The organism is Brevibacillus panacihumi W25 (assembly GCF_000503775.1).
Classification (GTDB): Bacteria; Bacillota; Bacilli; order Brevibacillales; family Brevibacillaceae; genus Brevibacillus; species Brevibacillus panacihumi_A.
Genome location: NZ_KI629785.1, coordinates 407,327 through 433,020 on the forward strand (window position 1 = coordinate 407,327; position 25,694 = coordinate 433,020).

At 50.5% G+C, this 25,694-nt stretch carries 26 protein-coding genes; 9 read left to right on the forward strand and 17 right to left on the reverse strand.

Features of this window, described 5'->3' with window-relative positions:
- Positions 1 to 263: 263 nt before the first annotated feature.
- The 4 genes from T458_RS42890 to T458_RS42905 all read left to right on the forward strand — a co-directional run bounded on the left by T458_RS42890 (position 264) and on the right by T458_RS42905 (position 3,751).
- A complete protein-coding gene (locus T458_RS42890; protein ID WP_023557245.1) occupies positions 264 to 1,520 on the forward strand; it encodes an MDR family MFS transporter in 1,257 nt (418 codons plus the stop codon).
- A 201-nt stretch (positions 1,521 to 1,721) separates the two neighbouring features.
- Positions 1,722 to 2,786: a type III polyketide synthase gene (locus T458_RS42895; protein WP_023557247.1), complete on the forward strand. Its 1,065-nt coding sequence runs from the start codon at positions 1,722 to 1,724 to the stop codon at positions 2,784 to 2,786.
- A 5-nt stretch (positions 2,787 to 2,791) separates the two neighbouring features.
- Positions 2,792 to 3,313: an isoprenylcysteine carboxyl methyltransferase family protein gene (locus T458_RS42900; RefSeq protein ID WP_023557248.1), complete on the forward strand. Its 522-nt coding sequence runs from the start codon at positions 2,792 to 2,794 to the stop codon at positions 3,311 to 3,313.
- Positions 3,314 to 3,430: 117 nt separating this feature from the next.
- Complete coding sequence (locus T458_RS42905) at positions 3,431 to 3,751, forward strand: hypothetical protein (RefSeq protein ID WP_023557249.1); 321 nt, start codon at positions 3,431 to 3,433, stop codon at positions 3,749 to 3,751.
- Between the two features lie 5 nt (positions 3,752 to 3,756).
- On the opposite strand, the gene T458_RS42910 is transcribed toward T458_RS42905, so the two are convergent.
- The 4 genes from T458_RS42910 to T458_RS42915 form a co-directional block, all read right to left on the reverse strand.
- Entirely contained in the window at positions 3,757 to 4,872 is a 1,116-nt protein-coding gene (locus T458_RS42910) for an aminopeptidase (RefSeq protein WP_023557250.1), read from the reverse strand.
- A 122-nt stretch (positions 4,873 to 4,994) separates the two neighbouring features.
- Positions 4,995 to 5,147 (reverse strand): DUF4025 domain-containing protein, encoded by a 153-nt coding sequence (locus tag T458_RS56960; RefSeq protein ID WP_023557251.1) that lies wholly within the window; start codon positions 5,145 to 5,147, stop codon positions 4,995 to 4,997.
- Positions 5,148 to 5,257: 110 nt separating this feature from the next.
- Positions 5,258 to 5,908 carry a hypothetical protein gene (locus T458_RS56085; protein ID WP_171819387.1) on the reverse strand — a complete coding sequence of 217 codons (651 nt, stop codon included), beginning with the start codon at positions 5,906 to 5,908 and terminating at the stop codon, positions 5,258 to 5,260.
- A 68-nt stretch (positions 5,909 to 5,976) separates the two neighbouring features.
- Positions 5,977 to 6,405, reverse strand: a complete 429-nt coding sequence (locus tag T458_RS42915) for a MarR family winged helix-turn-helix transcriptional regulator (RefSeq protein WP_035316238.1) — start codon at positions 6,403 to 6,405, stop codon at positions 5,977 to 5,979.
- 376 nt (positions 6,406 to 6,781) lie between these two features.
- On the opposite strand from T458_RS42915, the gene lepB reads away from it, so the two are divergent.
- The gene (gene lepB, locus T458_RS42920; RefSeq protein WP_023557254.1) at positions 6,782 to 7,342 is read left to right on the forward strand and encodes a signal peptidase I; all 561 of its coding nucleotides are present in this window, start codon (positions 6,782 to 6,784) and stop codon (positions 7,340 to 7,342) included.
- A gap of 387 nt (positions 7,343 to 7,729) precedes the next feature.
- Here the strand turns inward: lepB and ltrA are convergent, their stop codons facing one another.
- The 5 genes from ltrA to T458_RS42945 form a co-directional block, all read right to left on the reverse strand.
- Complete coding sequence (gene ltrA, locus T458_RS42930) at positions 7,730 to 9,142, reverse strand: group II intron reverse transcriptase/maturase (RefSeq protein WP_023555536.1); 1,413 nt, start codon at positions 9,140 to 9,142, stop codon at positions 7,730 to 7,732.
- Positions 9,143 to 9,619: 477 nt separating this feature from the next.
- Positions 9,620 to 10,471, reverse strand: coding sequence for a M15 family metallopeptidase (locus T458_RS0128920; protein WP_031305853.1), 852 nt, complete (start codon positions 10,469 to 10,471; stop codon positions 9,620 to 9,622).
- Between the two features lie 99 nt (positions 10,472 to 10,570).
- Positions 10,571 to 11,641: a phosphodiester glycosidase family protein gene (locus T458_RS42935; RefSeq protein ID WP_023557256.1), complete on the reverse strand. Its 1,071-nt coding sequence runs from the start codon at positions 11,639 to 11,641 to the stop codon at positions 10,571 to 10,573.
- The gene (locus tag T458_RS42940; protein WP_023557257.1) at positions 11,631 to 12,149 is read right to left on the reverse strand and encodes a coiled-coil domain-containing protein; all 519 of its coding nucleotides are present in this window, start codon (positions 12,147 to 12,149) and stop codon (positions 11,631 to 11,633) included. Before T458_RS42940 ends, T458_RS42935 begins: the two co-directional genes overlap by 11 nt.
- Positions 12,150 to 12,284: 135 nt before the next feature.
- On the reverse strand, positions 12,285 to 13,103 hold the full coding sequence (locus tag T458_RS42945) for an RDD family protein (RefSeq protein ID WP_023557258.1): 819 nt from the start codon (positions 13,101 to 13,103) through the stop codon (positions 12,285 to 12,287).
- Positions 13,104 to 13,180: 77 nt separating this feature from the next.
- Between T458_RS42945 and T458_RS42950 the strand changes: the two genes are divergently transcribed.
- Entirely contained in the window at positions 13,181 to 14,167 is a 987-nt protein-coding gene (locus tag T458_RS42950) for a stage II sporulation protein M (RefSeq protein ID WP_023557259.1), read from the forward strand.
- On the opposite strand, the gene T458_RS42955 is transcribed toward T458_RS42950, so the two are convergent.
- The 5 genes from T458_RS42955 to T458_RS42975 are packed head-to-tail and all read right to left on the reverse strand — an operon-like array spanning position 14,134 to position 19,142.
- Complete coding sequence (locus tag T458_RS42955; protein WP_023557260.1) at positions 14,134 to 15,504, reverse strand: DUF58 domain-containing protein; 1,371 nt, start codon at positions 15,502 to 15,504, stop codon at positions 14,134 to 14,136. The two genes, T458_RS42950 and T458_RS42955, sit on opposite strands and share 34 nt — an antisense overlap.
- On the reverse strand, positions 15,455 to 16,354 hold the full coding sequence (locus tag T458_RS42960) for an AAA family ATPase (protein ID WP_427330647.1): 900 nt from the start codon (positions 16,352 to 16,354) through the stop codon (positions 15,455 to 15,457). Before T458_RS42960 ends, T458_RS42955 begins: the two co-directional genes overlap by 50 nt.
- A gap of 29 nt (positions 16,355 to 16,383) precedes the next feature.
- The gene (locus T458_RS42965) at positions 16,384 to 17,508 is read right to left on the reverse strand and encodes a DUF4350 domain-containing protein (protein WP_023557262.1); all 1,125 of its coding nucleotides are present in this window, start codon (positions 17,506 to 17,508) and stop codon (positions 16,384 to 16,386) included.
- Positions 17,501 to 18,127, reverse strand: a complete 627-nt coding sequence (locus T458_RS42970) for a DUF4129 domain-containing protein (RefSeq protein WP_023557263.1) — start codon at positions 18,125 to 18,127, stop codon at positions 17,501 to 17,503. Before T458_RS42970 ends, T458_RS42965 begins: the two co-directional genes overlap by 8 nt.
- Positions 18,120 to 19,142: a DUF975 family protein gene (locus tag T458_RS42975; protein WP_023557264.1), complete on the reverse strand. Its 1,023-nt coding sequence runs from the start codon at positions 19,140 to 19,142 to the stop codon at positions 18,120 to 18,122. Before T458_RS42975 ends, T458_RS42970 begins: the two co-directional genes overlap by 8 nt.
- A gap of 194 nt (positions 19,143 to 19,336) precedes the next feature.
- Between T458_RS42975 and T458_RS42980 the strand changes: the two genes are divergently transcribed.
- Both T458_RS42980 and T458_RS42985 read left to right on the forward strand, forming a co-directional pair.
- Positions 19,337 to 19,960: a LysE family translocator gene (locus T458_RS42980; protein ID WP_023557265.1), complete on the forward strand. Its 624-nt coding sequence runs from the start codon at positions 19,337 to 19,339 to the stop codon at positions 19,958 to 19,960.
- A gap of 101 nt (positions 19,961 to 20,061) precedes the next feature.
- Entirely contained in the window at positions 20,062 to 20,595 is a 534-nt protein-coding gene (locus T458_RS42985; protein ID WP_023557266.1) for a hypothetical protein, read from the forward strand.
- Between the two features lie 89 nt (positions 20,596 to 20,684).
- Here T458_RS42985 and T458_RS0128925 read toward each other — a convergent pair whose 3' ends face one another.
- The 3 genes from T458_RS0128925 to T458_RS57235 all read right to left on the reverse strand — a co-directional run bounded on the left by T458_RS0128925 (position 20,685) and on the right by T458_RS57235 (position 24,612).
- Entirely contained in the window at positions 20,685 to 21,830 is a 1,146-nt protein-coding gene (locus tag T458_RS0128925) for a glycosyltransferase family 4 protein (RefSeq protein ID WP_031305854.1), read from the reverse strand.
- A gap of 25 nt (positions 21,831 to 21,855) precedes the next feature.
- Positions 21,856 to 23,961 carry a CotS family spore coat protein gene (locus tag T458_RS57915; protein ID WP_084567986.1) on the reverse strand — a complete coding sequence of 702 codons (2,106 nt, stop codon included), beginning with the start codon at positions 23,959 to 23,961 and terminating at the stop codon, positions 21,856 to 21,858.
- A gap of 279 nt (positions 23,962 to 24,240) precedes the next feature.
- Complete coding sequence (locus T458_RS57235) at positions 24,241 to 24,612, reverse strand: hypothetical protein (protein ID WP_051410078.1); 372 nt, start codon at positions 24,610 to 24,612, stop codon at positions 24,241 to 24,243.
- A gap of 309 nt (positions 24,613 to 24,921) precedes the next feature.
- Between T458_RS57235 and pdaA the strand changes: the two genes are divergently transcribed.
- A complete protein-coding gene (gene pdaA, locus T458_RS43000) occupies positions 24,922 to 25,683 on the forward strand; it encodes a delta-lactam-biosynthetic de-N-acetylase (protein WP_051410106.1) in 762 nt (253 codons plus the stop codon).
- Positions 25,684 to 25,694: the final 11 nt, after the last annotated feature.

The window sequence follows — 25,694 nt, forward strand, 5'->3', positions numbered from 1 at the left end:
TACTCACTCCTTTGAAAAAATCGCACCTAGACGATTATATCGAACATCCTTGTGAACGTAAATTTAAAAACAAGGCGAAATATGTATTTTTTTATTTAAGGTATTGTTAAGTTTTTGTAAATGCCCTTTACAAACTTCGACAAATACCATAGTAAATCGACGTTTCGACGTGACTACAAATTCATTTCCCCTCTTTCTTTTCTGCTTACCGTCGTATATACTTACCACAAAAAAACTTCTATCGAAAAGAGGGAATTTTCTAAATGGTATGGTTCCATTCCATTCTCTCACGCTATGACCCGACGATCTGGATTCGATTCATCGGGACCGTCCTTACCACGTTTGCTGGTTTCATGCTCCGTCCCTTTCTTGCCTTCTATCTCTATGACAAAATGGATGGAAACCTGTTAGTCGCTGCCCTCGTCACTAGCCTGCATCCCTTGACAGGCATGATCTCGAATCTGTTTGCGGGCAGCCTGTCGGACAAATACGGTCGAAAGCCTTTGATGGTCGCTGCGCTGCTGATTGAATCTGTCTCCATGGCGGGTTATATCTGGGCAGAATCCATCTATGCGTTTGCTGCTTTGACTATTTTGAACGGTATCGGAGCATCCTTGTTCTGGCCAGCAGCTAGCGCTCAAGTGACTGATGTCGTGCCGGAGGAAAAACGCAGCGAGGTCTTTGCCCTTTTGCATACAGCCCTCAATCTGGGGGCAGCCGCTGGTCCTTTGATCGGTGTGGCAATCTACAAGGTGAATCCCGGCATCGCTTTTGGTTTTTGTTCTTTTATGTTGCTCATTTACTGTATGCTGATTATTTGGAAAGTACCTGAAACTTTGCCCAAAGAGAAGCGTGATCCGGAGCAAAAAATGGAAAAACAGGCAGATGACGCTCCGCGCATGAAAATCAGCGAGCATCCTATGCTGATCTGGATGACGATCGCAGCGATCCCGGTTGCTTTGTTGTATTCCCAGGTGGAGATTATTTTGCCGCAGCATCTGAGAACTCAATTCGACGACTTCCTGACGGTGTTTGCCACCCTGATGACCATCAACGGTGCCCTCGTCGTATGCTGTCAACTTGCCATCGCCAAATATGCGGATCGTTTTCCCGCGCACAAAGTCATTCTCATCGCCTACGGCTTTCTCGCCTGTGTCGGGTTCGGATACGGTTGGGCACCCACCTTGGTCCTGCTGATCATCGCTGAAGTTCTGTTTACCATTGGTGAGATGCTGTATGGACCACAGATCCAGAAATCTATCTCCCTGCTCGCCCCCGAAGCATATCGCGGCCGCTATTTTTCCATATTCGGTCTCAACTACGGTGTGACAGGGACATTGGGTCCTTCTGTCGGCGCTGTCGCGTTTCGCAATATCGGCGGTGCGTACTGGTTTTCCCTGATCGGTGTCCTGCTTTTCATCGCTGGAGTGTTCCAGTATAGAAACGTAAAGAAAGCCTTGACTGGCCCCGCAACAGTAACCGGGGTTGAGACAAAGCAAGAAGCCTCTCTTCAGACCTGATTCTCAAAAGCCTGATGCTTGCTCGTTTGCCAAGCGCCAGGCTTTTTCATGTCCAACCCACACATCCCTTCATAACGCATCCAGGATGATCACCATCCGGATCGCAATCCTTCGATAGTTTGTTACTTCTTCTCTCATCATGCATGGGATTTACTGGGTAGGGGAAAATGAGAATACCTACCAAATAGGGAAGTGAGTTTTATGCCCCGCATCGAAGCCGTTGCGACTGTCGTGCCGCCACATGTAGTTCACCAGGAAGAGTCGAGGGCATTGGCACGTCATTTTTTTCAAGATGCCTTTCCGGATATTGATCGTTTGCTCGGGGTCTTTGCTCAAAGCCAAATCCGCAAACGCCATTTTTGCATGCCGCTTGACTGGTTTGCCCAAGACCAGGCATTCGCTGCAAAAAACCGCTTGTACATCGAGCATGCGGAGGCGCTGGCAGGGGAAGCTTCTTCGCTTTGTCTGGAAAAAGCGGGATTGACAGCCGACTCCATCGATTGCTTGATGTTCGTCTCCAGCACTGGAATCGCTACCCCGAGCCTAGATTCCCGACTGGTGAACAGATTGGGACTGCGTCCGGACATCACCCGTGTCCCTTTATGGGGCTTGGGCTGTGCAGGCGGCGCTATGGGACTGTCGCGGGCGTGCGAATATGCCCGCGCCTACCCACAGCGCAGAATCCTCCTGGTTAGCGTGGAATTATGCGGGCTGACTTTTATTCGCCAGGACATGTCCAAAAGCAATCTTGTCGCTACCTGCCTGTTTGGAGACGGAGCGGCAGCAGTATTGGTTGAAGGTGACGCCGTCGAGCGACGATCGTCATCGCCTCAGCTGCACTTCTGTGCTTCCCGCACCACGACCTGGCCCGATACACTCGATGTGATGGGCTGGGAAGTGACCGAACCAGGGTTGAAGGTGGTGTTTTCTCGTGACATTCCGACTCTGATTCGGCAATCCATGAAAGAAAATGTGGAAGACTTCCTCGACCCGTTCGAAACAAGCCTGCATGATTTGAACCATTATATCTTTCATCCCGGCGGAGCCAAGGTATTGACGGCTTATCAGCAATCCTTGGGTCTCTCCCCAGAGGCGACGAGATTATCAGAAGAAGTTTTGCACGACTTCGGCAACATGTCCTCTCCCACCGTATTATTCGTGCTGGAAAAGAGCCTGGAACGACAATGGAATGCAGGAGAGAAAGGGCTGGTTGCCGCCCTGGGGCCTGGTTTCAGCTCTGAACTTCTCTTGCTGGAAGCGAGGTGAAAGACATGGCCTTTTTTTGGCTGGTCATGGGAGTCGTGCTGCTTCAACGCTTAGGAGAGCTGATTCTGGCCAATCGAAATGCCCGGCTGATACGCTCCCTTGGAGGCTACGAAATCGGCTCAGACCATTACAAATACATCGTACTCCTCCATCTGCTTTTCTTTCTCAGCTTGATCTGGGAGGTAGTGGCAGGTCAAAAAGTCCCCCTCCTTCCGAACGGATGGCTATTCCCCTTTACCTCGTTCGTGCTTGCTCAGTTCTTGCGTTACTGGTGTATCATCAGTCTGGGACGACACTGGAATACGCGCATCCTCGTCTTGCCGGGATCGAAACCCGTCAGACGGGGTCCATACCGCTTTCTTCGCCATCCCAATTATCTGGTCGTCGGCATCGAACTGCTTGCATTGCCTCTTACCTTCCAGGCTTATGCGACGGCGATCCTATTCACACTGTTAAATGCTTGGCTGCTGCTGAAGGTCCGCATCCCGATGGAGCAGCAGGCCGTATACGCTCGCCGGGAACCATAAAAAAACTCGACCCCACTTTCATGGAGTCGAGTTTTTTTTTGATTCTTATGTTTATTTTTCTCTCAGAGCGGGTACAGGAGGAAAGACCCATATTCTATTCCTTGAGGTGGATAAAACGTGAATCACTCAACCATGCATGAACCTCTGGAAGCGCGTCGGATGATTGTCCGAGAATTTATCGAACTGATCAATACCACTCCAGATGAAGAAGGGCAAGCAGCCGTACAAAAGTTCTTGCGGTACTTGCAAAGCCTGCTGCGAATCAAACAAGTAGTGCCCCCTGTCGTGGAGATCATGACAGTCATCAAGCATACCAAGCCTGTACTCTACCATTCAGCGCGGCGAACGGTGCTGAAGACCAGCAATCTGTATATGCTCTTCCAGGTCGACATGAGTCTTTCTCTTGCTCAGGAACGGCTGGACCAGTACAGGGACTAATCTGCCTATTCTTTTAACTGCTCGGGATTGAGTGCATCAAGCTCAGGCAAGACAAAACGTCCATCCTTGCGAATCAGCACATCGTCAAACCAAATTTCTCCACCGCCCCAGTCAGGACGTTGAATGGAGACCATGTCCCAGTGTACAGATGAGTGATTGCCGTTGTACGCCGTATCGTAGCATTGGCCTGGCGTAAAATGGAAGCTTCCATCAATCTTTTCGTCAAACAAGATGTCTTTCATCGGGGTCGTGATGTAGGGATTGACCCCGATCGCAAACTCTCCGATATATCGTGCCCCTTCATCCATATCCAGGATCTGGTTGAGGCGTTCTGAATCATTCGCTGTCGCGTCGACAATTTTGCCGTCTTTAAAAGTGAGACAGACGTTTTCAAACGTGAAGCCATTATAAGGTGTAGGGGCGTTATGGGTGATCGTACCGTTGACTGAATCCCTTACCGGTGCTGTATACACCTCTCCATCGGGAATATTGCGCAATCCCGAGCATTTGACTGCCGGAATATCCTTGATCGAAAAGGAAAGGTCCGTACCGGGACCCGTGATGCGAACACGATCTGTCCGGTTCATGAGTGTGACCAGGCTTTCCATCGCTGCATCCATCTTGGCATAATCCATCGTACATACTTGGAAATAAAAGTCCTCAAATGCTGCTGTAGACATGTTCGCAAGTTGGGCCATCGAGGCATTGGGATACCGGAGCACCACCCATTTGGTTTTGGGTACGCGAATATCCATCACCGGACGTTCGTACAGTCGGGAGTACATGCTGAGCTTCTCCCCCGGAACATCTGCCATTTCATTAATATTGCTCGCTGCCCTGATTCCAATATAGCCATCCATTTTCTCCATGAGTTGCTTCTCGTTCTCTGCCATGACTGCCAACTGTGTCTCATTGCAGTTCATCGCAATTGCTCTGCTGATCACAGGATCGACGAGTTGCACGTAGGGATTTCCTTGAGCTTTGTAAATTTCGCTGACCAGTGCCTGTACCAAATCAGGCACTTCTCCTTTTGCATTGATCAAGATGTTCTCTCCTGGCTGGACCCGAACCGAGTAGTTGACCAGCAAATGAGCTAACTTCTCCAATCGAGGATCTTTCATATTCGCTCACTCCTTTTTCAATTTTCTGATTCCTCTTGTATTTTTAACGATAAACACCTGTATGTCAATAAAATATTTTTTAATGATTTTTTAGACCAGCCCTGTTCGGACTGGCCTCTTGCCTATTCTTCCTCTGTGAGCTCCGCTTGATCGATCGTTCCCATGTTGTAGACGTCGCCGATCTGTTCCTGGACAACAGCTACTCCTTCTTCTTCTTGCAAAGCATTCTCCGCACTCGCAACTTTTCCCTCTTGCGGATTTTGACGTTTTGCCATCCGTTTTTCCTCCCTTCCTTTCTCTGGTCTAGTTTGTGCGGAGGCTTGCCATTTCACGCATGAAAAAACGCCTTGCTCACGAGGAGCAACGCGCTTTTTCGTTTTGATGCTTATTTATCGGAATCGTTGTTAGGGGCTGTCCAAGTCCAGCCGGTGCGGCTTCCGGAATTTTGGTAAGCATCGTTCTTGATCACTACACCTTCCGAATCTTCGAGTGGAGCTGCTACCCAACCATGTGCTACTGCTGGTTGGTCTTGTTTTTTCACCAGTACGAACTCATCTTCCTTCGGCATGGTAATCCAGCCGTGTTGAGCGATGTTTTCTGCAGCAGCAGGGCTTACTACGTAGTATTCATCTTCCTTCGGCATCAGAACCCAGCCATTTTGAGTGATGTTCTCAGCTTGAGCTGGAGTAAGAATCAGGAATTCGTCTTCTTTTGGTGCTGTTACCCAGCCATTCGGAGCCACTGCTGGATCGTTGGCTTTGGGAGAGTAGATGAAGTAGTTATCTTCTTGTGGCATCGTAATCCAGCCGCCCTGTACGGTTGCAGGAGCTTCAGGTGCTTTTGGTGCTGTTTGTTGCGCTTCAGTAGCTTCTTCTTCAACTGTCGCTTGTGAGTCTGTTGCTTCTTCTTGGACTACAGCTTGCGTTTCTGTTTGCGTCGCGGTTGTCGCGGCTTCTTCGGCACAGGCGGATTGAGCGAACAATGCCGCCCCCAAGACAAATGTTCCCATCATCAGTGTGTTACTCTTTTTCATCATGTACACTCCTGTCTCGTAATACCACCTTGCCAACCACGTTTCCCCCGCGATGCCTCAAGCAGCATTCCCTACAAACATTGCCTCATTTTTTCCAGACAATTGGTGAATTGTTCGAGTTCTTCGTCCGTCAGCTTTTCAGTCAGATTGGCAACCAATAGCCTTCTTCTGGCCAAGAGCCCTTCTATGACCGGAATCGCCTTCGGTGCGAGAGTTACCCATACAACTCGGCGATCCACGTCATCACGGACGCGATCCACGAGATTTGCCTTCACCAATCGATTGAGCGCAATGGTAGTTGCACTATTCGACTGCCTCAATATGCTCGCCAGATCAGACACGGTACTTCTTTTCACTTGATGAAGCACGCGCATCAAAATGAACTGTTTGGGACTGATCTCTACTTCTTCTACCAGCCACTGGCTTATAAAAAAGCGGGCCATTTCAGAAAATACACGATCCAGTTCCTCAAGTTTACTGGCGCGGGACATATCGTTCACATCATCACCTATTTTCAGAGTTACTACACTATTTATAAAAATATTATAGTTTATGTTGATAAAGAGCAAGTGTAATCTCCTCATCATTCTGAAAATGGGGGTATGTACATGATTTAACAAAGTGTTTATTACTTAATATTTTTATGGTAAAACTATTTCCAAATTCATATTACAATAATGTGGAAAGAATGACAAGGCGAGAAATTGTCTAATTTGTGACAGTCAAAATCCTCCCTTTCACCACCCATTTTCATTTCCCATGAATTACTTTCTTCTCACTTCCCAAAGCATGTATAATAGAAGGGCAGCGAAGAACCTGCATGCTGTTGTCCGGCGTTAGCCGCACGCGAAACTACATACATAGGAGATCAATTGGATGGAACAGACCCCACAAGAGACAAAATGGAGATCGGAACTTTTGGATTGGCTCAAATCATTTGTCCTGATTGGTGCCATCACAGCCTTGATCTACATCTTTATCATGGCTCCCTACGTTGTACAAGGACGCTCCATGGAGAGTACGCTGCATGACCGTGAGCGAGTGATTGTCAACAAAGCGATTTATTATCTGCAAGACCCTCACCCCGGCGACATCGTGATTATTCATCCAGATGCCAGTGGCGATAACTGGATCAAGCGAGTCATCGCTGTTGCAGGTGATAAAGTAGAAGCAAAAAATGATCAGCTGTACATCAACGACCAGCCATTGGATGAGCCGTACCTCGCCGAGAACAAGCAGAAAGCTGCAGCGGCAGGGGTTACTTTGACCGATGATTTCGGCCCCATAACAGTCGAACCAGGAAGCGTGTTCGTCATGGGTGACAACCGCAATAACAGCATGGACAGCCGTATGATCGGGCCAGTCAGGCTGGATCATGTAGTCGGCCGTGCAGAAGTGGTCTATTGGCCACTGTCCAGCATTCGCATTCCGAGATAGCACTACTTTTTTCCCTCTTCACACCTGGGAGGTCTGCCTGGAAGGTAAAATCACTAAGGCTTTTACCTTCCCAACCTCCTGCGGGATTCCAAATGCGCTAGCTGCTCCTCGATTTTCTCCAGCAAAAATTCGCAATCATCGATTTCATATTGGTTGTGATCCTCCCTGTGCCACTTCAAACAAAACAAGACATGTTTCTTCCATTCTTCCAATTCTTCGTGCGTACAGCTCCTAACTTTCTCTACGGCTTGTTCGTGGTGCATCCTGTCACCTTCCCACTTTTGTTTATGTTTGTCGTGTCGAATCGGGTAGGAGGCTACCCATTATTTGGGCAGCCGACCTCCCACACCACCGTACGTACCGTTCGGTATACGGCGGTTCCTAAGTTTACGCAGTGACTTGTCGATAATAATCTGAAAAGAATATGAAACCGAGTCCTTTGATCGTGTTGTTTCCGAGGGATTGGGCGAGGATGGGACTATTGGAGGTTCTCCAGTAGCTCTTTCTTGTGTTTGCGTATTCCCATGCCTTCTGGTCTTGGACTCCGAATAATTTCAGCATTTTAAACCTTGTCCTTATCCGTTTCCATTGCTTCCAGTAGATCATGCGAATTCGCCTTCGCATCCATTCATCCGTGGTTTGGAGCAGTTTCTTCATGTCGGCAATTTTGAAATAGTTCACCCAGCCCATGATATATCGTCTGAGCTTCACGGCTCTGTCTTCGTTTCCTATTCCGTTGCTTCTTGCGGTCAACTCCTTAACCTTGGTTTTCATCTTCACGATGGATTTCGGATGGATTCTGACTCTCGTCTGCCCCTTGAGGGAGTAAAATGAGAAACCAAGAAATTTGACCTTCCTCGCCTCATCCACGACCGTCTTCTCCCGATTTACTTTGAGGAAGAGTTTCTTCTCGATAAAGGGGAGGATGTTCCTCAGCGCTCGCTCAGCACTTTTTCTGCTCTTGCAGAAGATGAGCAGATCGTCCGCATAGCGGACGAACCTATGACCTCTGTTTTCCAGTTCTGTGTCCAATTCGTTCAGCATGATATTGCTAAGTATTGGACTCAGATTGCCCCCTTGCGGTACACCGACTTCCGTTTCTTCAAACTTATGCTTCACGATGACGCCAGCTTTTAGGTACTTGTGTATGAGTGAGATGACCCGCCCGTCCTTGATGGTTCTCGATAATACCTCGACGAGTTTACTTTGATTCACGGTGTCGAAGTATTTCTCCAAGTCCATATCCACCACGTATTTGTACCCTTCTTGTATGTTCGCCTGACTTCTTCTGATTGCATCATGTGCGCTTCGTTTGGGGCGGAAGCCGAAACTATTCTCGGAGAACTCTTTCTCATAGATCGGCGTAAGCACTTGCGCTATGGCTTGTTGGATGACTCGATCAACAACCGTCGGGATTCCCAGGTTTCTTTTCTTTCCATTCTCTTTGGGGATTTCTACCCTCCGAACGGGGTTCGGACGGTATTTCCCGTCCAGGATTGATTGCCTGAGTGTCTCCCCATTCTCTTTGAGATGTTGTAGAAGTTCATCCACTCCCATCCCATCAATTCCGTGGGAGCCTTTGTTCGCTTTGACTCTCTTGAACGCTTCGTTCAGATTGTTCCTGCTCACAATTTTCTCGAGCAATCCATCCTTCGGCAAGTCTGTGTTGGTGTTATCCGTTTCAGTTATCCTCGCAGGAATGTGCGCTCCCGCATATCCTTCGTGTTCCGCACTATCTTTCTGCGTGAAGCCTTCCGTTGGAAGTTGGCTGCCCTTTGCTCCTGTTTTGGTAACTTTCATTGACTCACACCTCCTTAGGTTCGGCCCTTCCCGCATGTTGTCGACTGCATGCGGTACTATGGCGTCTGCTGACTTCTCATGATAAATCTTGTTTCAACCGTGATTCGAAGTGCATCTCCTCACGTCCATGAGACCTCCCACGGTAAGACGATTCACTTTCCTTCCATATACCCACATCATTTACATTGGTACGTCCGTGTAGTTAATTGGACTTCGTCTTGTTTGGCAGACTCATCCCGTATCCTATGCCTGATGATGTTCGTGTTCCTTGGGCCGGAAGTTTGCCTCCAGCTTCCTTTGGATTCCACCTCGCGGTGGACACCCTTGCTCTTGGCTAGTGGTTGGTAACTACAAACCCCCACAGTGGACTTTCACCACCTAGTTAATCGCCATGCGTGGCACACCAAAAAAGGCTGCCGAGACTCCTCGACAGCCTGAAGCCGCGTGATCGCAGCTATTTTTTTGATAGGGAACTCTTTAGGAAGAACGGCTCTCTTGAAAATACTCTTCCAATGTAATGCCCCGCGACATGATTTCCTCAGCCATCTCTTTCCCGACATAGCGCAGATGCCACGGCTCATAGGCATAGCCCGTGATGTCCTCCTTGCCCTTCGGATACCGGATGATGAAGCCGAAAGCAGCGCATTTTTCTGCAAGCCACATTCCCTCCGGCGTATCCGCAAAGGTCTGTTCCAGACGGGTAGCTTGATCCAAGCCGGACACATCCATGGCCAATCCCGTTTGGTGCTCGCTTTTTCCGGGAACCGCACTGAAGGCTGCCGCATGTGCCTCTCCTTGTGTCCTCACATACGTTTCATAAAGTGATTTTTGCGTTTTATACGAGCGGTACCCCGAGACCGCGTACAGTTCAATCCCGTCTTGCTTCGCTTGGGAGAACAACGCTTCCAGCGCTCTTGCCGCAGGCTCCCGCAGCAAGCGCTTCTCTACTTTATCCTTAAAAGGAAACGGCACATTCGGCTCTGTCAGATCCGATGGCACATAATCGGAAGGAAGGGCACGCTGTTTGTTGACAATGACATACAGCTCCTCCGGATTCGTCACTGTCGGGATGCCATCCACTGTCCGGATCGTCTCTTCCATGGTTGGCTTGTGCGGTGCATTGCTGCCTTGGTCTTGGCCTTGGGGGGCTCCCGTCGCCGGCTCTTCGGCAGGTGTTTGCGCCCCGGTGTTATCCCCACTTGAAGCAGGTTGTGAGACCTGTTCCTTCTTTCCAGACAAAAAGTCCAGCGATGGCGCTTCACACCCGCTCATCACTGTCGCCATGCATACGGCTGTCGCCATCGCCAAACCCGAAACCTTCTTGTTCACTGTAATTCCCCCTGTTTTGCAGGTCCTTATGTAGGTTGTTTGTTTTATCATGTCACGCCTGTAAAAAAAAAATGGCCAACTGCCGTAGCCACACCACGATTACGGCAGAATGACCAAATTGCTGACCACGGGCCGTTCACGTCCACCCGATGGCTTGTTCAACAGCTTTCCGTTGTAGTAAAAAGCACTGGATCCGCCCCCATCCAGGTTGTAGGCGTCTACTACGTGAAACTCTTGCAGTTTTTTCTGTGCTTCCTCTAGTGTTACCCCATTGCTCCAGCCCTCTCTTCGTCCGTCGATGACGATGACGAGCAAGTCCCCATTGTCAAAATGGCCGATCAGCGTGCGCGGTTGACGGCTGTTCGCCCATTGGCGCGGGATTGGCAGGCGTTTGCCGTTCTCCAGCAGTCTCGGCAAAAAGCTCGCACCCTGCAGGATGCCCTGCTGTGTGATCTGCTCCTGCGTGGTGATTTTGGTTCCAACCAGATGCCCTTTATTGTTGAAGCCGACAAAGCTGAGGTTTTGGTCATTGGAAAAGGTGCGGATCTTCCCGTCGACTACCGTGATTCCAAGCGGCACCAGGTATCCGTCGTTATCGGTCCGAAAACCTCCCGCATTGACCGCAAGCACAGCGTTCATCCGTTTCCCGGCCTTACTGGTCGTCTCCCCTTTGCTTTTCACCGAATTGTTCGCCAAGACCATTTTCAAGGCATTCGGGTCCTTCAGCCTCACTTTTGCCATATAACCGCGATAGCCGGCCTCGGTCAGCGAGTACACCTTCACAGTCGAGTTGGCGCCAAAGTGTTGACCGATCGGTTTGCCCAACATATTTGACAATATCGTATCCAATACATCTTCAGACTGTTTGGTCTGCGAGATGCTGGCTGCAAGCAGTGTATCGAGTTTCTTATTTTGCTGCTCGTATTCCTGCTTTTCCTGCTCTGCTGCCTCACGGATTTGCTGGAGAGCAAGCTCTGTGCCCGCCAATTGTTCCTTCGTTTCATCGAGCTTTTCCTGCAGCATCGCGACTTGCTCATGAGGCTGTTCGACGGGAAGAGCCAGTCCCTCGAAGGAAAGCTTGTCCACTGGATTGGTCTGGGAAAAGGCGACTAAAAACCCAAGTGCAGGCGCCAATAAAAAGGCGAAAAATCGATTGACCTTACCAAGCACGGGCTGCGTCCTCCAGCTTTTTCAGTGAGGTTTTCAGCTCCACCAGCTGCTTGTTCAACTGATCAATTCGCTCCTGCAGGGCTTGTTTGGTCTTGTCGGTTCCCCCGATGGTCTCACCGGTCATTTGCAGCTCTTCGTGAATGCTCGCCAAACCGCTGGCTACCTTTTCCATTTCATCCTGGACGAGCGTAATCTGCTCCCCCATCGCCTGCATCTGGGCTTCATTTTCCTTTTGCACTTGTGCGATGCGCAGATCGACAGCCTGTTGCTGCTTGTCCAACGTATGCATGGCAAAGGCGTATCCGCCATAGGCAAGACCCGCCCATAGCAGCACCGCCAAGCTCGTCGGCAGCCAATTTCGATTTCCCTCTGTTTTGGAGGGATTCAACGTGTTGAACAGACTGCTGAACAGTCCGCCCCGTCTGCGTCTTCTCTCCTGCTTCCCATCCGCGGGAAGCGGCAGTGTGGGTGACGTTGTCGATGAAGCATGTATGTACTTGTCCTTCATCGGAGCCCCTCCTTTCGATGACAAAGTTTGCGCTCCTATTATAACATATAACAAATTTCGCGCACTTCTTTGCGAATTTTGGAAAAATAAGGGGATGCCTCCCTGATGTCGGACATCCCCTTTTGTTTGCCGTATTCAACTTTTTCCGCCCAACTGCCACTCCTTTTGCAGCTGCCAGTAGAGTCGCTGCAAAAAAGCGGCCGGTTCCTTCTCGACTGAATGGTGATCGGTCCATTCCAGCTTTTGCACAAACCGGGCTGCGATCTGCCCAGCCAGCTCTCGTTTTTTCTCCCTGGACAATGAGTCCTGACGTGCGATAAAGGTAGAGAGCAATTGCCAATCCTCCCGGGTAATCGCTTGTCTTTGCCGATCGTCCAGCGGCAAGAGGATTCCCATCGCCTGGCTTTGCATCGCTCGCTGCTTGCGTGACATTTTTCCTTGTTCATTTTCCGACACAACGAGGGTTCCCGCAACCAAATCGCCAATCCGTTTGTCCTGAGGATGGAAAAACGAGACGAGCGCCCCGAGAAAATAACCGCTGGGAATCGCGTCGATCAGTCGGAACAAATTGCGAATCGCTGCTGACAAGAAGGTGATCGGTTGCCCATTGTCGCGAATCACCCGAATTTTCATCAGCCTTTTCCCCACGGTTTGCCCCGTCCAAAACGCCTCGAGGAAAAAGAAATAGCCCGCATTGAGGATAAAAAGAAAGAGGAGCAGGAGCGCGATCGCAAAATCCTTCATATCTTCTAGCCAAAATTCATTTCTGTCCAATACGACTATACTGAACAGCACAAATACAGTAATATTAACCAATAACAGGATTCCTGTGTCTATTAGTTGAGCAGCAGCACGACTGCCCAAGCCTGCTGTTTGGAAGCGAAGCTGCACATGTTCGGGGGTTACGACAGACGCTTCCCGATCAGCCTGTTGACTCGGTGTCCATTCGTTCATTCCTGTTGTCTTCACCCTCTCGTGATTCATTCTCTATTCAAGATACCTTTTTTTTCGTCTGTAAAGGAGGCCATTTCATGGATATAACATCGTTTTGGCATACGCATAAAGCTTCTTGGGCTGAGCTGGAACAATTAGTCGAGCGATTTCAGAAAAAGAACCGCGGCATTCAGGCTGCCGACATCGACAGGCTGACGCTGCTTTACAAGAAAACTTCTGCGCATCTTGCATACGTGAGGTCATATTATCCAAGCGATGAACTGACCCAGTATTTGAATCAGTTGGTCTCTCGCGCACACAACCTGACGTATAAGCAGCAAGCGACAAGCTGGCAGCAAATCACCTATTTTTTCGGCACCTATTTTATTCTCTTGATCCAGAAAAGGCTCACGTTCATGGCGATTGCCGCCTTGTTGTTCGTGATCGGTGGGATCTTCGGATACGCTGCAGTCATGATAGACCCGTTAAATTTGTACTACGTCCTGCCGGCTGGAATGGCGGAGCAGATCGACCCGGCACGCCTGGGTGAAGGTCATGATGCCATCAACAGCCCTGTCGTCTCTACCATGATTATGACCAATAACATGCGCGTTGCCATTCTCGCGTTTGTCAGCGGCGTTACATTCGGGCTGGTTCCGATCTATCTGCTCTTGTTTAACGGGCTTCTCATCGGTGCTTTGGCTGCCGTCTACCAGCAGGCAGGAAGCAGCTACGCCTTCTGGGCTTACATCCTGCCGCATGGAGTCATTGAGTTGACCGCCATTTTCATCGCAGGCGGAGCCGGTTTGTACATGGGCTACCGTATGCTGGTTCCCGGCCGTTACGCCCGGAAGTACCAATTCTTGGAGGCTGTCAAAGAATCCGCGCAGCTGCTGCTTGCGACCCTGCCGCTCTTCTTTATCGCCGGTGTGATCGAAGGCTTTATCACTCCTTCCACCACCCTTTCTCTAGAGACGAAGTATGGTGTTGCGATCATCACCCTGCTATTGCTCGTAATCTGGTATCTTTTCGGACAAAGAAGACGCCGGACTCAGAGCGCCTCTCTCGATTTAATCTCCAAATAAGTGTTGACTACACTTAGTGTCAATTGATCGGACGGGACATCCAACACCTGGATGCCTGCTCCGGTCATTTTTTGTTGGAAGGCTTTGCGATCCAGTCTAAATCGCTGTGCCAGTGCTTTTTGATAAGCCAACCGGCTGTTCTTTACCTCTGCCTGGCTCCAGCCTGCCAAGAGCGGGTCCGCTAGAGAGAGCAGCAGCAACAGATGGGAACGGCGCATGCGCCAGAGATAGCCGCTCAACTGATCCTCAATCAGATAGTTCTCCATGTCGGAGAAGAGCGCGATCATGCTCCTTCTCTTCTGCTGGCGGTGAAGATAGGTGAGCGCTTTGGCTGGATCCGATTCCACGAAATCGCTTTTGAGATCGTACGTGGCTTCGACTAGCGTGTGCAGATGGGCAAGACCGCGTCCCGGTGGAATATACAGCTTGATCTCGTGAGAATAGGCCATCAACGCTACCTGATCACCTTGTTTGAGAGCAACTGCCGCGAGCGTCATCGCAGCTTCCAGAGAAATATCCAGCCGTGTGCGGTTGTCCAGCTCCACACCCATGAGCCTGCCGCAGTCCAGTACAATCGTGACGACCTTCCCTTGTTCCGGCCGATACTGATTGGTCATCAACCGACGCGTGCGTGCAGATGCAGACCAGTTGATCGTCCGCGGATCATCGTCCGGCACATAGTCTCGAATCGCATGAAACTCCGAGCCGCTGCGAGCTCGCCGCAGAATTTTTTTCCCGTCCACGATCAGGCTTTCTTGCAGCGAAGCCAGATACCCGCGAACCGCCGTTAAATCCGGGTAGATCTTGATGGTCTGCTCACAAGAAAAACGGCTCTGCCTGGACCAAAGTCCAAGCCGGCCCTGCCAGCGGGCATACAGCCAGGAAAACTTGTACTTGCCCCGCTCCCGTGCCCGAGTCGTGTATACGACTGTACTTTTTCCACGGTTCCATACCCCGCACAGCCTGCCGCTCTCATCAAAAGAAAGCGGCAGGTCATCTGTCAGCTCATAAGGGACTTTCCTCCCCGTCTGCTGTTCGATCTCGATCTCAACCTGAAATACATGGCCAATGTCTGCTTGTTGTGGAAGAATTCGTCTGATCGAAAAATCCTTTTTTCGCGGCATAGTGATCCAATCAACGACGCTTGCGATGAGGAGCAAGCCATTATAAATCCAGAAAGCACGGTATCCCCAGCCCAGCACGAAGCCTCCCATGACCAGCGGCAGTCCGACCGCGATGAGAAGCAGCAGGCGGCTGGTCGGCAAGACAAAGCGGTCTTGCAGAAAATCAGCGAGGTACTGGAATGGCCGCCAGCGTTTCGTCGATGATGTGGTCACTGGTACCGCCCTCCAATTCCACCTGTGGTGAGAGAATCAAGCGATGGCGCAAGGCCGGCCTGGCCACAATCTTGACATCATCGGGTGTGACGTACATGCGGTCGTCCAGCAAGGCCCAAGCCTTGCTCGCCATCAGAATGGCGATTCCGGCCCGTGAGCTTGCTCCTAGCAGCAGACGTTTTGTCTCCCGCGTTTTCCGGATCAGGGTGGTGATATAGTCCAGGATGGATTCCTCCACGACCACTTCTCCGAGCTTTTGTCTTGCTGCCACGATTTCATCCAGCCCGACAAGCTGCTCCGTTTTTTGGGCGGAAGCCCCTCCGTACGGGATGTGCTGTGCCAGGATCTGTCTTTCCTCCTCATGGGAAGGATACTTGACATGCAGTTTAAACAGAAAACGGTCAAGCTGAGCTTCCGGCAGCACATACGTACCTTCGTACTCAATCGGGTTTTGGGTCGCTACGACAAAAAACGGATCAGGCAGCGGATAGGTGACACCATGGATCGTCACCTGTTTTTCTTCCATCGCCTCCAGAAGAGCTGCTTGCGTTTTGGGAGGGGTGCGGTTAATCTCATCTGCCAGCAGCAGGTTGGAGAAGACAGGTCCCCGTACCGTCTCGAATTGGTTCTGCTGCATATTGAATACGACATGTCCGATGATATCGCTCGGCATCATGTCCGGAGTAAATTGTACACGTCTGCTCTCCCCGCCGATCAAACCAGACAAGGTGCGCACCATTTTGGTTTTCCCAATCCCGGGAACCCCCTCCAGCAGAACATGCCCACCTGCCAAAAGGGCTGCGACCAGCAGGCGAATATTCTGCTGTTGCCCGACCAGTTCCTTCTCCATCTCTTTTATCAATCGTTCCACGTATCTTGTCACTCCTTCTCCAGGCGTTTGATGATCTCATCCAGCAAAAGACTGTCTGCCAACAGCTGCTTCGGTGTATACTTCATTCCGGACTTGGCCTGCTCCAGCCGATGCAGAACACTTGCCATCTGTTCGCTATCCCTGATGCTCCATTTGCTCCTCGCCATGCTGACGATCTCATGCAGCTCTGCACGTTGCTGAATCCCCCAGCGCTCATAGAGCATCTGTCGAAGATACGCCTCCCGATGACGCAGGGCATCCAGTGCCAATCGTCTTCGTTCGTACCAGCTCGCCACCGCAAGCAATGTCTCGTCACCGCGGCGAACGGTCCACTCCCGCAGCGTATAGATCGGACCGAATCTTTTCCCGCGCCACCAGATTCCGATCAAAAGGAGCAGTCCAAGCTGGGCAAAGCCTGCTATCAGCCATCCAGGATAAAGAGCGAAGATGCTGGGCTGTTCCCGATAGCCGTGATGATATTCGTCCATCCAGACGACAGACCAATTCTCTTGCAAGAATGGCCAGACTGCTTCGAAATGAGAATGCTTCGCAATCTGTCCGTTGCTCATCCACTCCGGAACCAGAAAAAGCGTAACAGAGCCATCCCCGACCAGTGTACGCCCTGCGAGAATGCCTGCTTCATCATATAGGAGCGTTTCCATATCCGGGTCCGCTTCCAGCCTCGCCCTCGTACTCGCTACACCGACCGCGTCATGGGCGAGATGAGCCCCCTGAATCTTGCGCTGCTCATTCCCTTTTTCAAGTTCGTGTACGTAAAAGGAGGCTTCCTCCCAATCCTGCGGATCGTCGTCGAACAGAATCAGATCATTCCCTGCGGCGACCCAATCCAGCAGATCCTCCCGTTCACTCTCTCCCAGTCCGTTGGGTTGAAGCGAGATCAGCACCTGTCCCTCTTGAGGGGGTAGAAACTTCATTGGCTGCCGCCATTCCCTGACACGCATGTCCTTTTCCTGCATCAACAAGACAACGGCTTTGCTCCCATCGGCCTGGGCAGACGCCGAGACGTACGGCGGATAAGTCGGAGCTCCCGGCTTGACCACAAAGACTCCGATCAGCAGCAAGAGCAGCAGCGCAACGACAAGGGCCACGCGATAGGTACGTAGACTACCCATGATGTCCCTCCTCACGCCAGATCTGTTCCAATTCATTTACATGCTTCCAAAACACCTCTTCATCGATCGTCTTCTGTCCGTACCAGATTTGATCGAAGATACGCGCATGTCTGCGAAAAACCTCTTGCATGGCCGGGTGATTGTGCCGGATTTCCTCCATATACTCCCAGTTCGTTTTCCACTGTTCGATCCGAATCCATGACTTCTCTTGCAAATAAACCAGCAAGGCGAGAAAGAGATGGCGTACGGCTTCCCGCCACTCTTCGGTTTGCGCAAGCTGTCTTGCCTCCAGGAGATAGTCCGTATGTCTGCGAATTTTTTCACCTTGGGTAAATAATGCCCGCTCTTTTTTGGAGTGGAGCATCAGCTTGCGGGAGGTCCAGTAAATGACCGCGAGCAAGGCGAGGATCGCGACCACGACAACCGTCGTAGAGACGGTCCCGGCGGCTTCCGTAGGCAGGTCCACTCGTTCGAACACCCGGGCAATCAGCTCCAGCAGATAATCCAACGCCTTTTCGATCCATCCCTCTCCTGCTTTGGACGATTGAGTAAATTCTTCTGTGGAGAGGATGTCAACGAGCCGCTCCTTGTCCTCTGACCACATGGGAACATTACTCATGCGGCTCTCCCGACATTTGAGCAGGAACAGTTGCCGGCTCCGCTATTGGCTGCTGATTCAGCAATGCCTGCAGATCAGTCCCCTCTTTTCTGACGCGAAGATCCAAGTAAGCAAGCGCGTATACAATCATCATCCAAGGCATCAGCAGGCAAGCTACCAGGATCTGCAGCAGACTGCTTACCAGAGATGTCCCTAAAGCTCCTGCCAGCATGATTTGCATGCCGCCGGATAGTGTGGAATAAATCACCATCAGAACAAAATACAAGGCAAACAAACGCCAGAAATTCCCCTTTGTCAAATTCCAGCTTTTGCCAAGTCCAACTCCCTCTTCCTCCAACAGCACATATGGCAGGTAAAAACCCCAGCGCAGGATGAAAAAGCCCGGAACGAGCATGACTCCCACAAGAAAAACCAGATAGGCAACCAGAATCAGCAGTACAGCCAATATGGAGCCGACTTCATCCGTGCCTGCAAAGACCCCTTCAAACGAAACGCCTATGGCGACTGCACACAGGAAAAAGAATAAAACGCAAAAAAGTGTAAAGGCAAAAAAGATCCCGATCATGATCAATATGTAGAGAATCGTACTTCCTACCAGGGGCCAAAAACGGCTAAAGGATTGGCGCAGGGCCGGCATAATCCCGATCGGACGGCCCTCGACCACTGCCCTGGTCATCAGCAAGCTTGATCCCATTAGCTGTGGATAGGAGACCAGTGTCGTGATGGGCAGAATGAGAAATAAATAAACGAGGACCAAGGCAATGCTCTCTGTTAAAAAAGCATCCGAGCTGGTAAAGCGCTCCGCGAGGGCTTCCCAGAATGCTTCTTCTGATGTCTCTTGGTACAGAAACGGCATGCTGGTAAGGTCCATCAGCATCAGATTTTGCAGCAGCAGCAAAGGACCGAACAACAAGAGTGCTAACAGAAAAAAGGCACCGAAGTGTTGACGGTACACAGAAAAACTTCGGTCCAGCAGCTTCCCTACTCCCATAGGTGCTAGCGGTGTTTGATTCATTGCGAAACCTCCATGTCTCTATTTGAGATTACCCGACCATTATACACGATTTTCCTTTCTTTTTTATAAATTCCTTCCACTCTCCACGAAATTTGTCAGAATGAGGAAAATCGTCCCATTCTTCTCTAGACGTGTTTTGCAAGATGCCGTACTGTTAGTTCATCCGAAAATATTCCAAACACGGAGGTGGAATGATGGACCTCTCTCACGTCCTATCTTTCTTAACTGTCTCGATTCTGCTCACCCTGGCCCCAGGTCCTGACATCCTGTTCGTCATTGCGCAAAGCATGTCCAATGGCCGCAAAGCAGGGATCTGGACCGCCCTCGGTTTGGCCAGCGGAGTCATCGTTCATACCCTTGCGGCAGCCTTGGGGATTACAGCCGTCCTCTACAGCTCTGCCTTTGCTTTTCAACTGATGAAGTATGCGGGGGCGGCCTACCTGCTATACCTGGCCTATCAAGCTATCCGCGAAGGCAATAGCCCGCTTGCTGCTGCCGCTGTGAGCAAGCAAAGCGGCTTCAAGCTATATCGAACAGGGATTCTTATGAATGTGTTGAACCCCAAGGTCTCATTGTTCTTCCTGGCCTTTTTGCCTCAATTCATCACGCCTGGCACAGGCGACGAACCCTTCCAGATGATGGTTCTGGGTATTGTCTTTATGCTGCAAGCGGTGGCACTGTTCTCCCTTGTCGCTGTATGCGCCGGCCTGTTCGGCAAGAAGCTGCTGGGCAAACCTCGCCTCGGCAAATACGTCAATTATGGAAAAGCTCTGCTGTATGCTGCCATTGGTATACGGCTTGTCCTGTCAGAAAAATAAGAAAAGTGTCTACCCCCAATTTTGCCCGTACCGGGTATATGTCCATGACTGCTCCTGCCTTGTTGAATAGGATATAGCATGCATAGAAGGAGGTGTCACGAATGAAAACGGCCAAGGCCGGCATCAAAAAAAACGCCCGTTCCTCTAAGCGTTCGTCTCGTATCATCCGCGCCCCTTCATTCACAAAGGGCGGCAAACCCCGTCCTTTTCGCATCCATGTTCGTGCTCCAAAGGTTCATGTAACGACCCCTGCTCCACATCTGACGGTCACGCCTTCGACACCTGCGGTACAGGTAGAGGCCCCTACCGTTCATGTTGAAGCGCCGAAACCACTCGTGATTCCCGCTCCGATCGTCAAAGTCGAAGTGGAGGCAGAAGAGAACCCGGCTGTCGAATGCATCAAAGCGCTTCGCAAAGAACTTAGCAAATGCCAAAAGCAAAATCAGAAGGTTGAGCTGTTGTTTTCTGCCGACCTTGGTTCGCAAGGCAGACAGTATCGGATCGGACACTTGATACGTGTAGAAGAAGGCATCATCGTACTGCGCACATTGTCCACAGAGGAAAGGCAAGGAATGACTGTCTTGATTCCCTTGAATCGAATCGTAGCTGTCATTCCTGATACACCCTTCTCCTAGTTGCACTCTCCTCGCGGCATATAGAACCCGTTTGCCCACTTCCTAATTAAGCTATAGGGAAAGTGGGCTTTTGGATTCTATCAGGTAATTCAACGAAGTGCATCCCAGACCGCCTGGACTTCATTCGCTACCCGTTCCCAAGTAAATCGTTCGAGCGCCAATTTTCGACCGGCAGCTCCCATTTTTCTCTGTAGATCCCGGTTGGATAAGAGTTGATGAAGCTTCTCGGAAAAAGCCAGGGGATCTTCTGGCTGCTCCACCAAAAGGCCATTGCCTCCGATGATAACCTCCGCATTTCCTCCTCTTTTCGTGGTCACGAAGGGAAGTCCTGCAGCCATTGCCTCGTAGTGAACACGTGCCAATGGCTCCTCCCATTGCGATGGACAGACGAAGATGTCTCCAGCCCAAAACCAGTGATGGATCTGTTCAGCTGGTACAAAGCCGGTCGTCACTACCGGAATAGGAGAGCGGTCAGCAAGGGAACGGACGTAAGCTACGTAGTCACTCACTTTTTCCACACCGTACCAGGATCCTCCAACGAGCACGAGGGCGATGTTGGAATGCCTTTTGCTCAAGTCATTCATAGCGCGAACCAGAATATCTGCGCCTTTTTTCGGTGTCAATCTGCCGACGAACAAGATGACTTGCTTTCCGTTTAACTGATGCTGGCTTCTTAATTCCTGGCGAACCTGACGCGCTTTCTGCGACTGCTCCCAGGGGACAAACGTCTGCAGATCGACGCCCGAGTAGATCGTCCTTAACTTGCTCGCCGCTTCGGGAAACAGAGAAGCTATGACGCTACCTACGTAGTCACTGACCGTAATGATCCGCTCAACTTCCTGGATGGCCTTCACGGCTTCTTCTCGTGCAATTTTCGAAGCGTCGAACATATCATTGTGCATGCTCAATACCAATCTCGCTTGGGGACAGATTTCCCGAATGAGAGGGATCAGACGAGGACGATTGAAGACGTGAATCATGTCAAAGGTTTGTGTTTGCAGCAATTGCCTGATTTCCTCTGCGTAAATTTCAAACACGCCCTGACCGTTCACCCGTATATAGCGCACATTGCGAACCCGTTCATCAGCAGGAAGCGTGGGATCTGTCGTCCCAATCACGGTAACATCATGGTATTTGCCTAACTGATCGACAATTCCTGAGATATAGGTTTGAATGGCACCGCCGCGGACTGGAGGCACGGGCAATTTTTCCGTACATATCATAGCTACCTTCATGCTGATACCCCTTTCCTCATGCGGTTCATCGCAGACCACCCGATGTTTTCACACCGCGCTTCGCACTTGGTCTTCGGGCTGGATTCCGCGTCACGCGGTGCTTGGGACCTGCTGCTTTGCTGTAGGAGAGACGCCTTGCGGAAGAGGTTTTTCGCGCCTTGTTGACAGACTTTGTTGCTTGTTTTGGTCTGGACGCAGATTTCCCTGACACCGTCTGCTTTCTTGCAGCTTTTTGCGGTTGATTGGTCCTGCTCTTGACTGTGCGAAGTGTCGACTTCGCTGCAGTTGCTGCCCGTTTCGTCCTACTGGATGCGGCAGTCTTTTTTCTCTTTACGGATGAAACACCGCTTTTGGTCCTGGCACTTGCGCTCTTTTTCTTCAGCTTTGATTTTTGTGTCGAGCTGGCCAAATACGGAAGCAGATCAATTACATTGGTTACGGGTGCCATGCTTTGAGACCTTTGCGAGCTCCGTGACAAAATCCGTTCGCGTTTCTCTGCGGAGGAAGCTGTAGAAGCTGCGGCGCTCTTGGTGTCACGCTCTGGAAGCGCGGTTGGCTTCGCTTTGGGTGCCTCGGTTGCTTTGACTTTTGTTTCTTTCTTCGGTTTGACCATTGCTTTTTTGTCCGCAGTCGAAGCAGTTTCTCGTTTTACAGGGGCACTTTTTTGTTCGGCTTTCTTCTTGCCAGACTCCACGGGATCGGCTTTCTTCTTGCCAGACTCCATAAGATCGGCTTTCTTCTTGCCAGATTCCACGGAATCGGCTTTCTTCTTGCCAGATTCCACGGAATCGGCTTTCTTGCTGGTCTCCATGGATTTCGTTTTCTTGGCGATCTCCATGGATGTCGTTTTCTTGCTGGCCACCGCAGGTGCAGCTTTCTTGCCACTTTCCACTTTCGCATCTTTCTTGCCAGCGTTGTTTGTTGCTGTTTTTTGCGGCAGCAGGATCCATTTTTTCGCTTCCCACGTAATCTTGGATGGTACTTTTTCCGACGTATCCGGCACGCTGACCTGATCGTAAGCTCCTGCAGCATACTTGGATTTGTCTTTCGCCAGTTCGGCCAAAGCCTGCCATTTGGTTTGATCGGTCGCCACGACACGCTGCAGGATCGCTTCTGCCTCTGTGTTCAAAAAGGTAACCGGGTCGAAAAACATTTCTTTCAAGTGCTTGTAAAATTCATTTGGCATCGCCATGTCGATCAGCAGAACCTCGAAGGACTCGGCGTCCAATGGATTCGCCCGATGATAGGCGTCGATCATGCCGCGCATCCAGGTGAGATCCCATACACCCATGTCGTCCATCGTACTTGTAATCAACTTGCGCAAATCACGGAAGGGCAGGTCATATGCTACCCCATCGAGGTCGATAACCCATAGTCCGCCGGGTCCATTTTGTCCATTTGACCAGCCGTAATCCTGATGCACCAGCCCCCAATAAGGCTCTCCTTTTGCCACCATCCGAGCATAAGCGGATTCCTGCAATCGCCTCATCGCATCCATGGCATGTTGTTCATACTGATCAATGACGGAGAGAATGGAAGCGCTCGCCGCTGTGTCCTTGTAAGCCTTGGCTACTTCTCGCATCCAGCCTATTTTTTTGGTGATTTTTTGATAGTAATTGGGCCAGCGATACAGACGCGAAGAATTTTTCGCACCTGCTGGTGGAATGTAGCCTTTGGTATGCACATGAAATTCGCCTAATCCATAGCAAAGCTCTTCCGCACCGACCAAATCCACCTTTGTAGCCGGTTGGAGCGCGATCCAGTCCGTAACAATCCAGAGCTTACCGCCTTTCTCGACGAACATTTTCCCATCCTGGGCTGGGATCAAGGCCGGGACTCTGGCCCCTTGCTTGACCACGTACTCCTGCAGACCCACACTAAACAAGCTGCGTTCTGGTCTGCGATGCAGAAGCTTGAGACTGCGCGGTCCTTTGTTGGTCTCGATTCGCCAGATTGCTCCACCTTTATCTGGCTTGGAAGTAATCAATGTCTGACTGCTGACTGCCATATCGTAGTGCTTCATGACTTCTTCTGCCAACACGTCTATTTCCGGCGGGACGTGCATATCCCAGTCTACAGGCGTAGTGGCACTCTGTCTGGTGTCCCACGGTTGGATCAGATACTCTTCCATTTGCTTCCTCCCGTCCTACAAATGTCATGCTGTAGTGTTCCTTCCCTATTCCTATTCAGTCCGTTTTCATCAGGAAACGGACAAATAGCCATAGCTATTCGCCAGTTCTTAAACAATTGCGGAGGTACAGTTGGCATCGTCAAGCCTATTGATGATGACTCTCACTGAACCTTTCTACCTTTATCTCCTTACCGAAAAGAACCTCCGAATACAGAAAAAAAGACGCGTCCCCGACGCATCTTTTTCCAGATCGATGTTCTCTCTCTTCAATGATTAGGATTAGGCTTCGTCTTCGTCTCCATCTTCCTCTTCGTCTTCTTCTTCGTCCTCTTCTCCGTCTTCCTCTTCGTCCTCTTCTCCGTCTTCTTCTTCATCATCCTCTTCGTTGTCTTCATCCTCTGCTGCATCTGCCTGAAATGCTTCGTCCTCGTCGTCCTCGTCGTCTTCTTCGCCGTCTTCTTCGCCGTCTTCTTCGTCTTCGTCGTCTTCGTCGTCTTCCTCATCGTTGTCTTCCAGGACAGGATCTTCATCGCCGCGGAAAAGCCATTTTCTCTTGCCGCCGTCTTCGTATTCTACTTTTACCTCTACTTCCTCGATGTCATCGTCATCGTCAAGAATGTTTCTCAACTGCTCCAGCCATCTGTTTCCCATAACCACACCTCCGGTACCCAATAATGTCATGTCAGCGGAGTCACCGTTGACTGTAGTACTATATGACAAATCATTGAGCTTTGTATGAGCAGTTGTCCCTCCTTACAATTGTTTTTTCACTCAGTTTCCGCCTATTGCTCGATGACATAAGGTACATATTTGGAAACAATCTGGACAAACTTTTCATGATCAATCCGGTCTCACTTACAAAGGAGAGGAGGTGAGTATTTCGTTATGGAGATCCAAGCGGAGAAAGGATTTGCGTACCGCCGAATAACCCTGCTGATTTTCTGCCTCTTTTTGCTTGGCATGCTGCCGCTGCAAGCAGCTTGGGCCAATCAGGATCACTCCTACCACTTCGGGTTCAAGAAAAGCAAGAACGGCCGGCTCCCTTCCATTACGGAAGAAGGCTTTAAACATGTGATCGACCGCCATGGCGCCGTTTTTCTTGGCGATACATCCCAAAAGGAACTGTATCTGACTTTCGACAACGGCTATGAAAATGGCTACACGCCGATGATTCTCGACACGCTTCATTCTCGCCATGTCCCCGCCATCTTCTTCGTCACCGGACATTATGTGAAGGATCAGCCTGAACTTTTGAAGCGCATGGTGGCAGAAGGACATCTGATCGGGAACCATTCGTGGAGTCATCCCGATATGTCACGCATTTCTAATGAAAAAATCCGGGAAGAACTCAGCAAAGTGAAAGATGCTGTTGCGCAGGTAACGGGACAAAAGGAAATGCGCTACTTGCGTCCACCTCGCGGGATATTCAGCGATCGCATGCTTGGATACAGCAAGGAACTAGGGTATACCAATGTATTTTGGTCTGTCGCTTACATGGATTGGGATGTGAAAAGACAACGCGGCTGGAAATATGCCTACGACCAGCTGATGGCCCAACTGCATCCTGGTGCCGTGATCCTGCTGCATTCGATATCCAAAGACAACGCAGAAGCACTCGGAGCTTTTATCGACGAGGCTCACAAGCGCGGGTATGTATTTAAAAGCCTGGATCAATTGCCCCGAACACAGCCCCCCCCTGCCGCTCCTTCACCTGCATCGTAATGAAAAAAGCA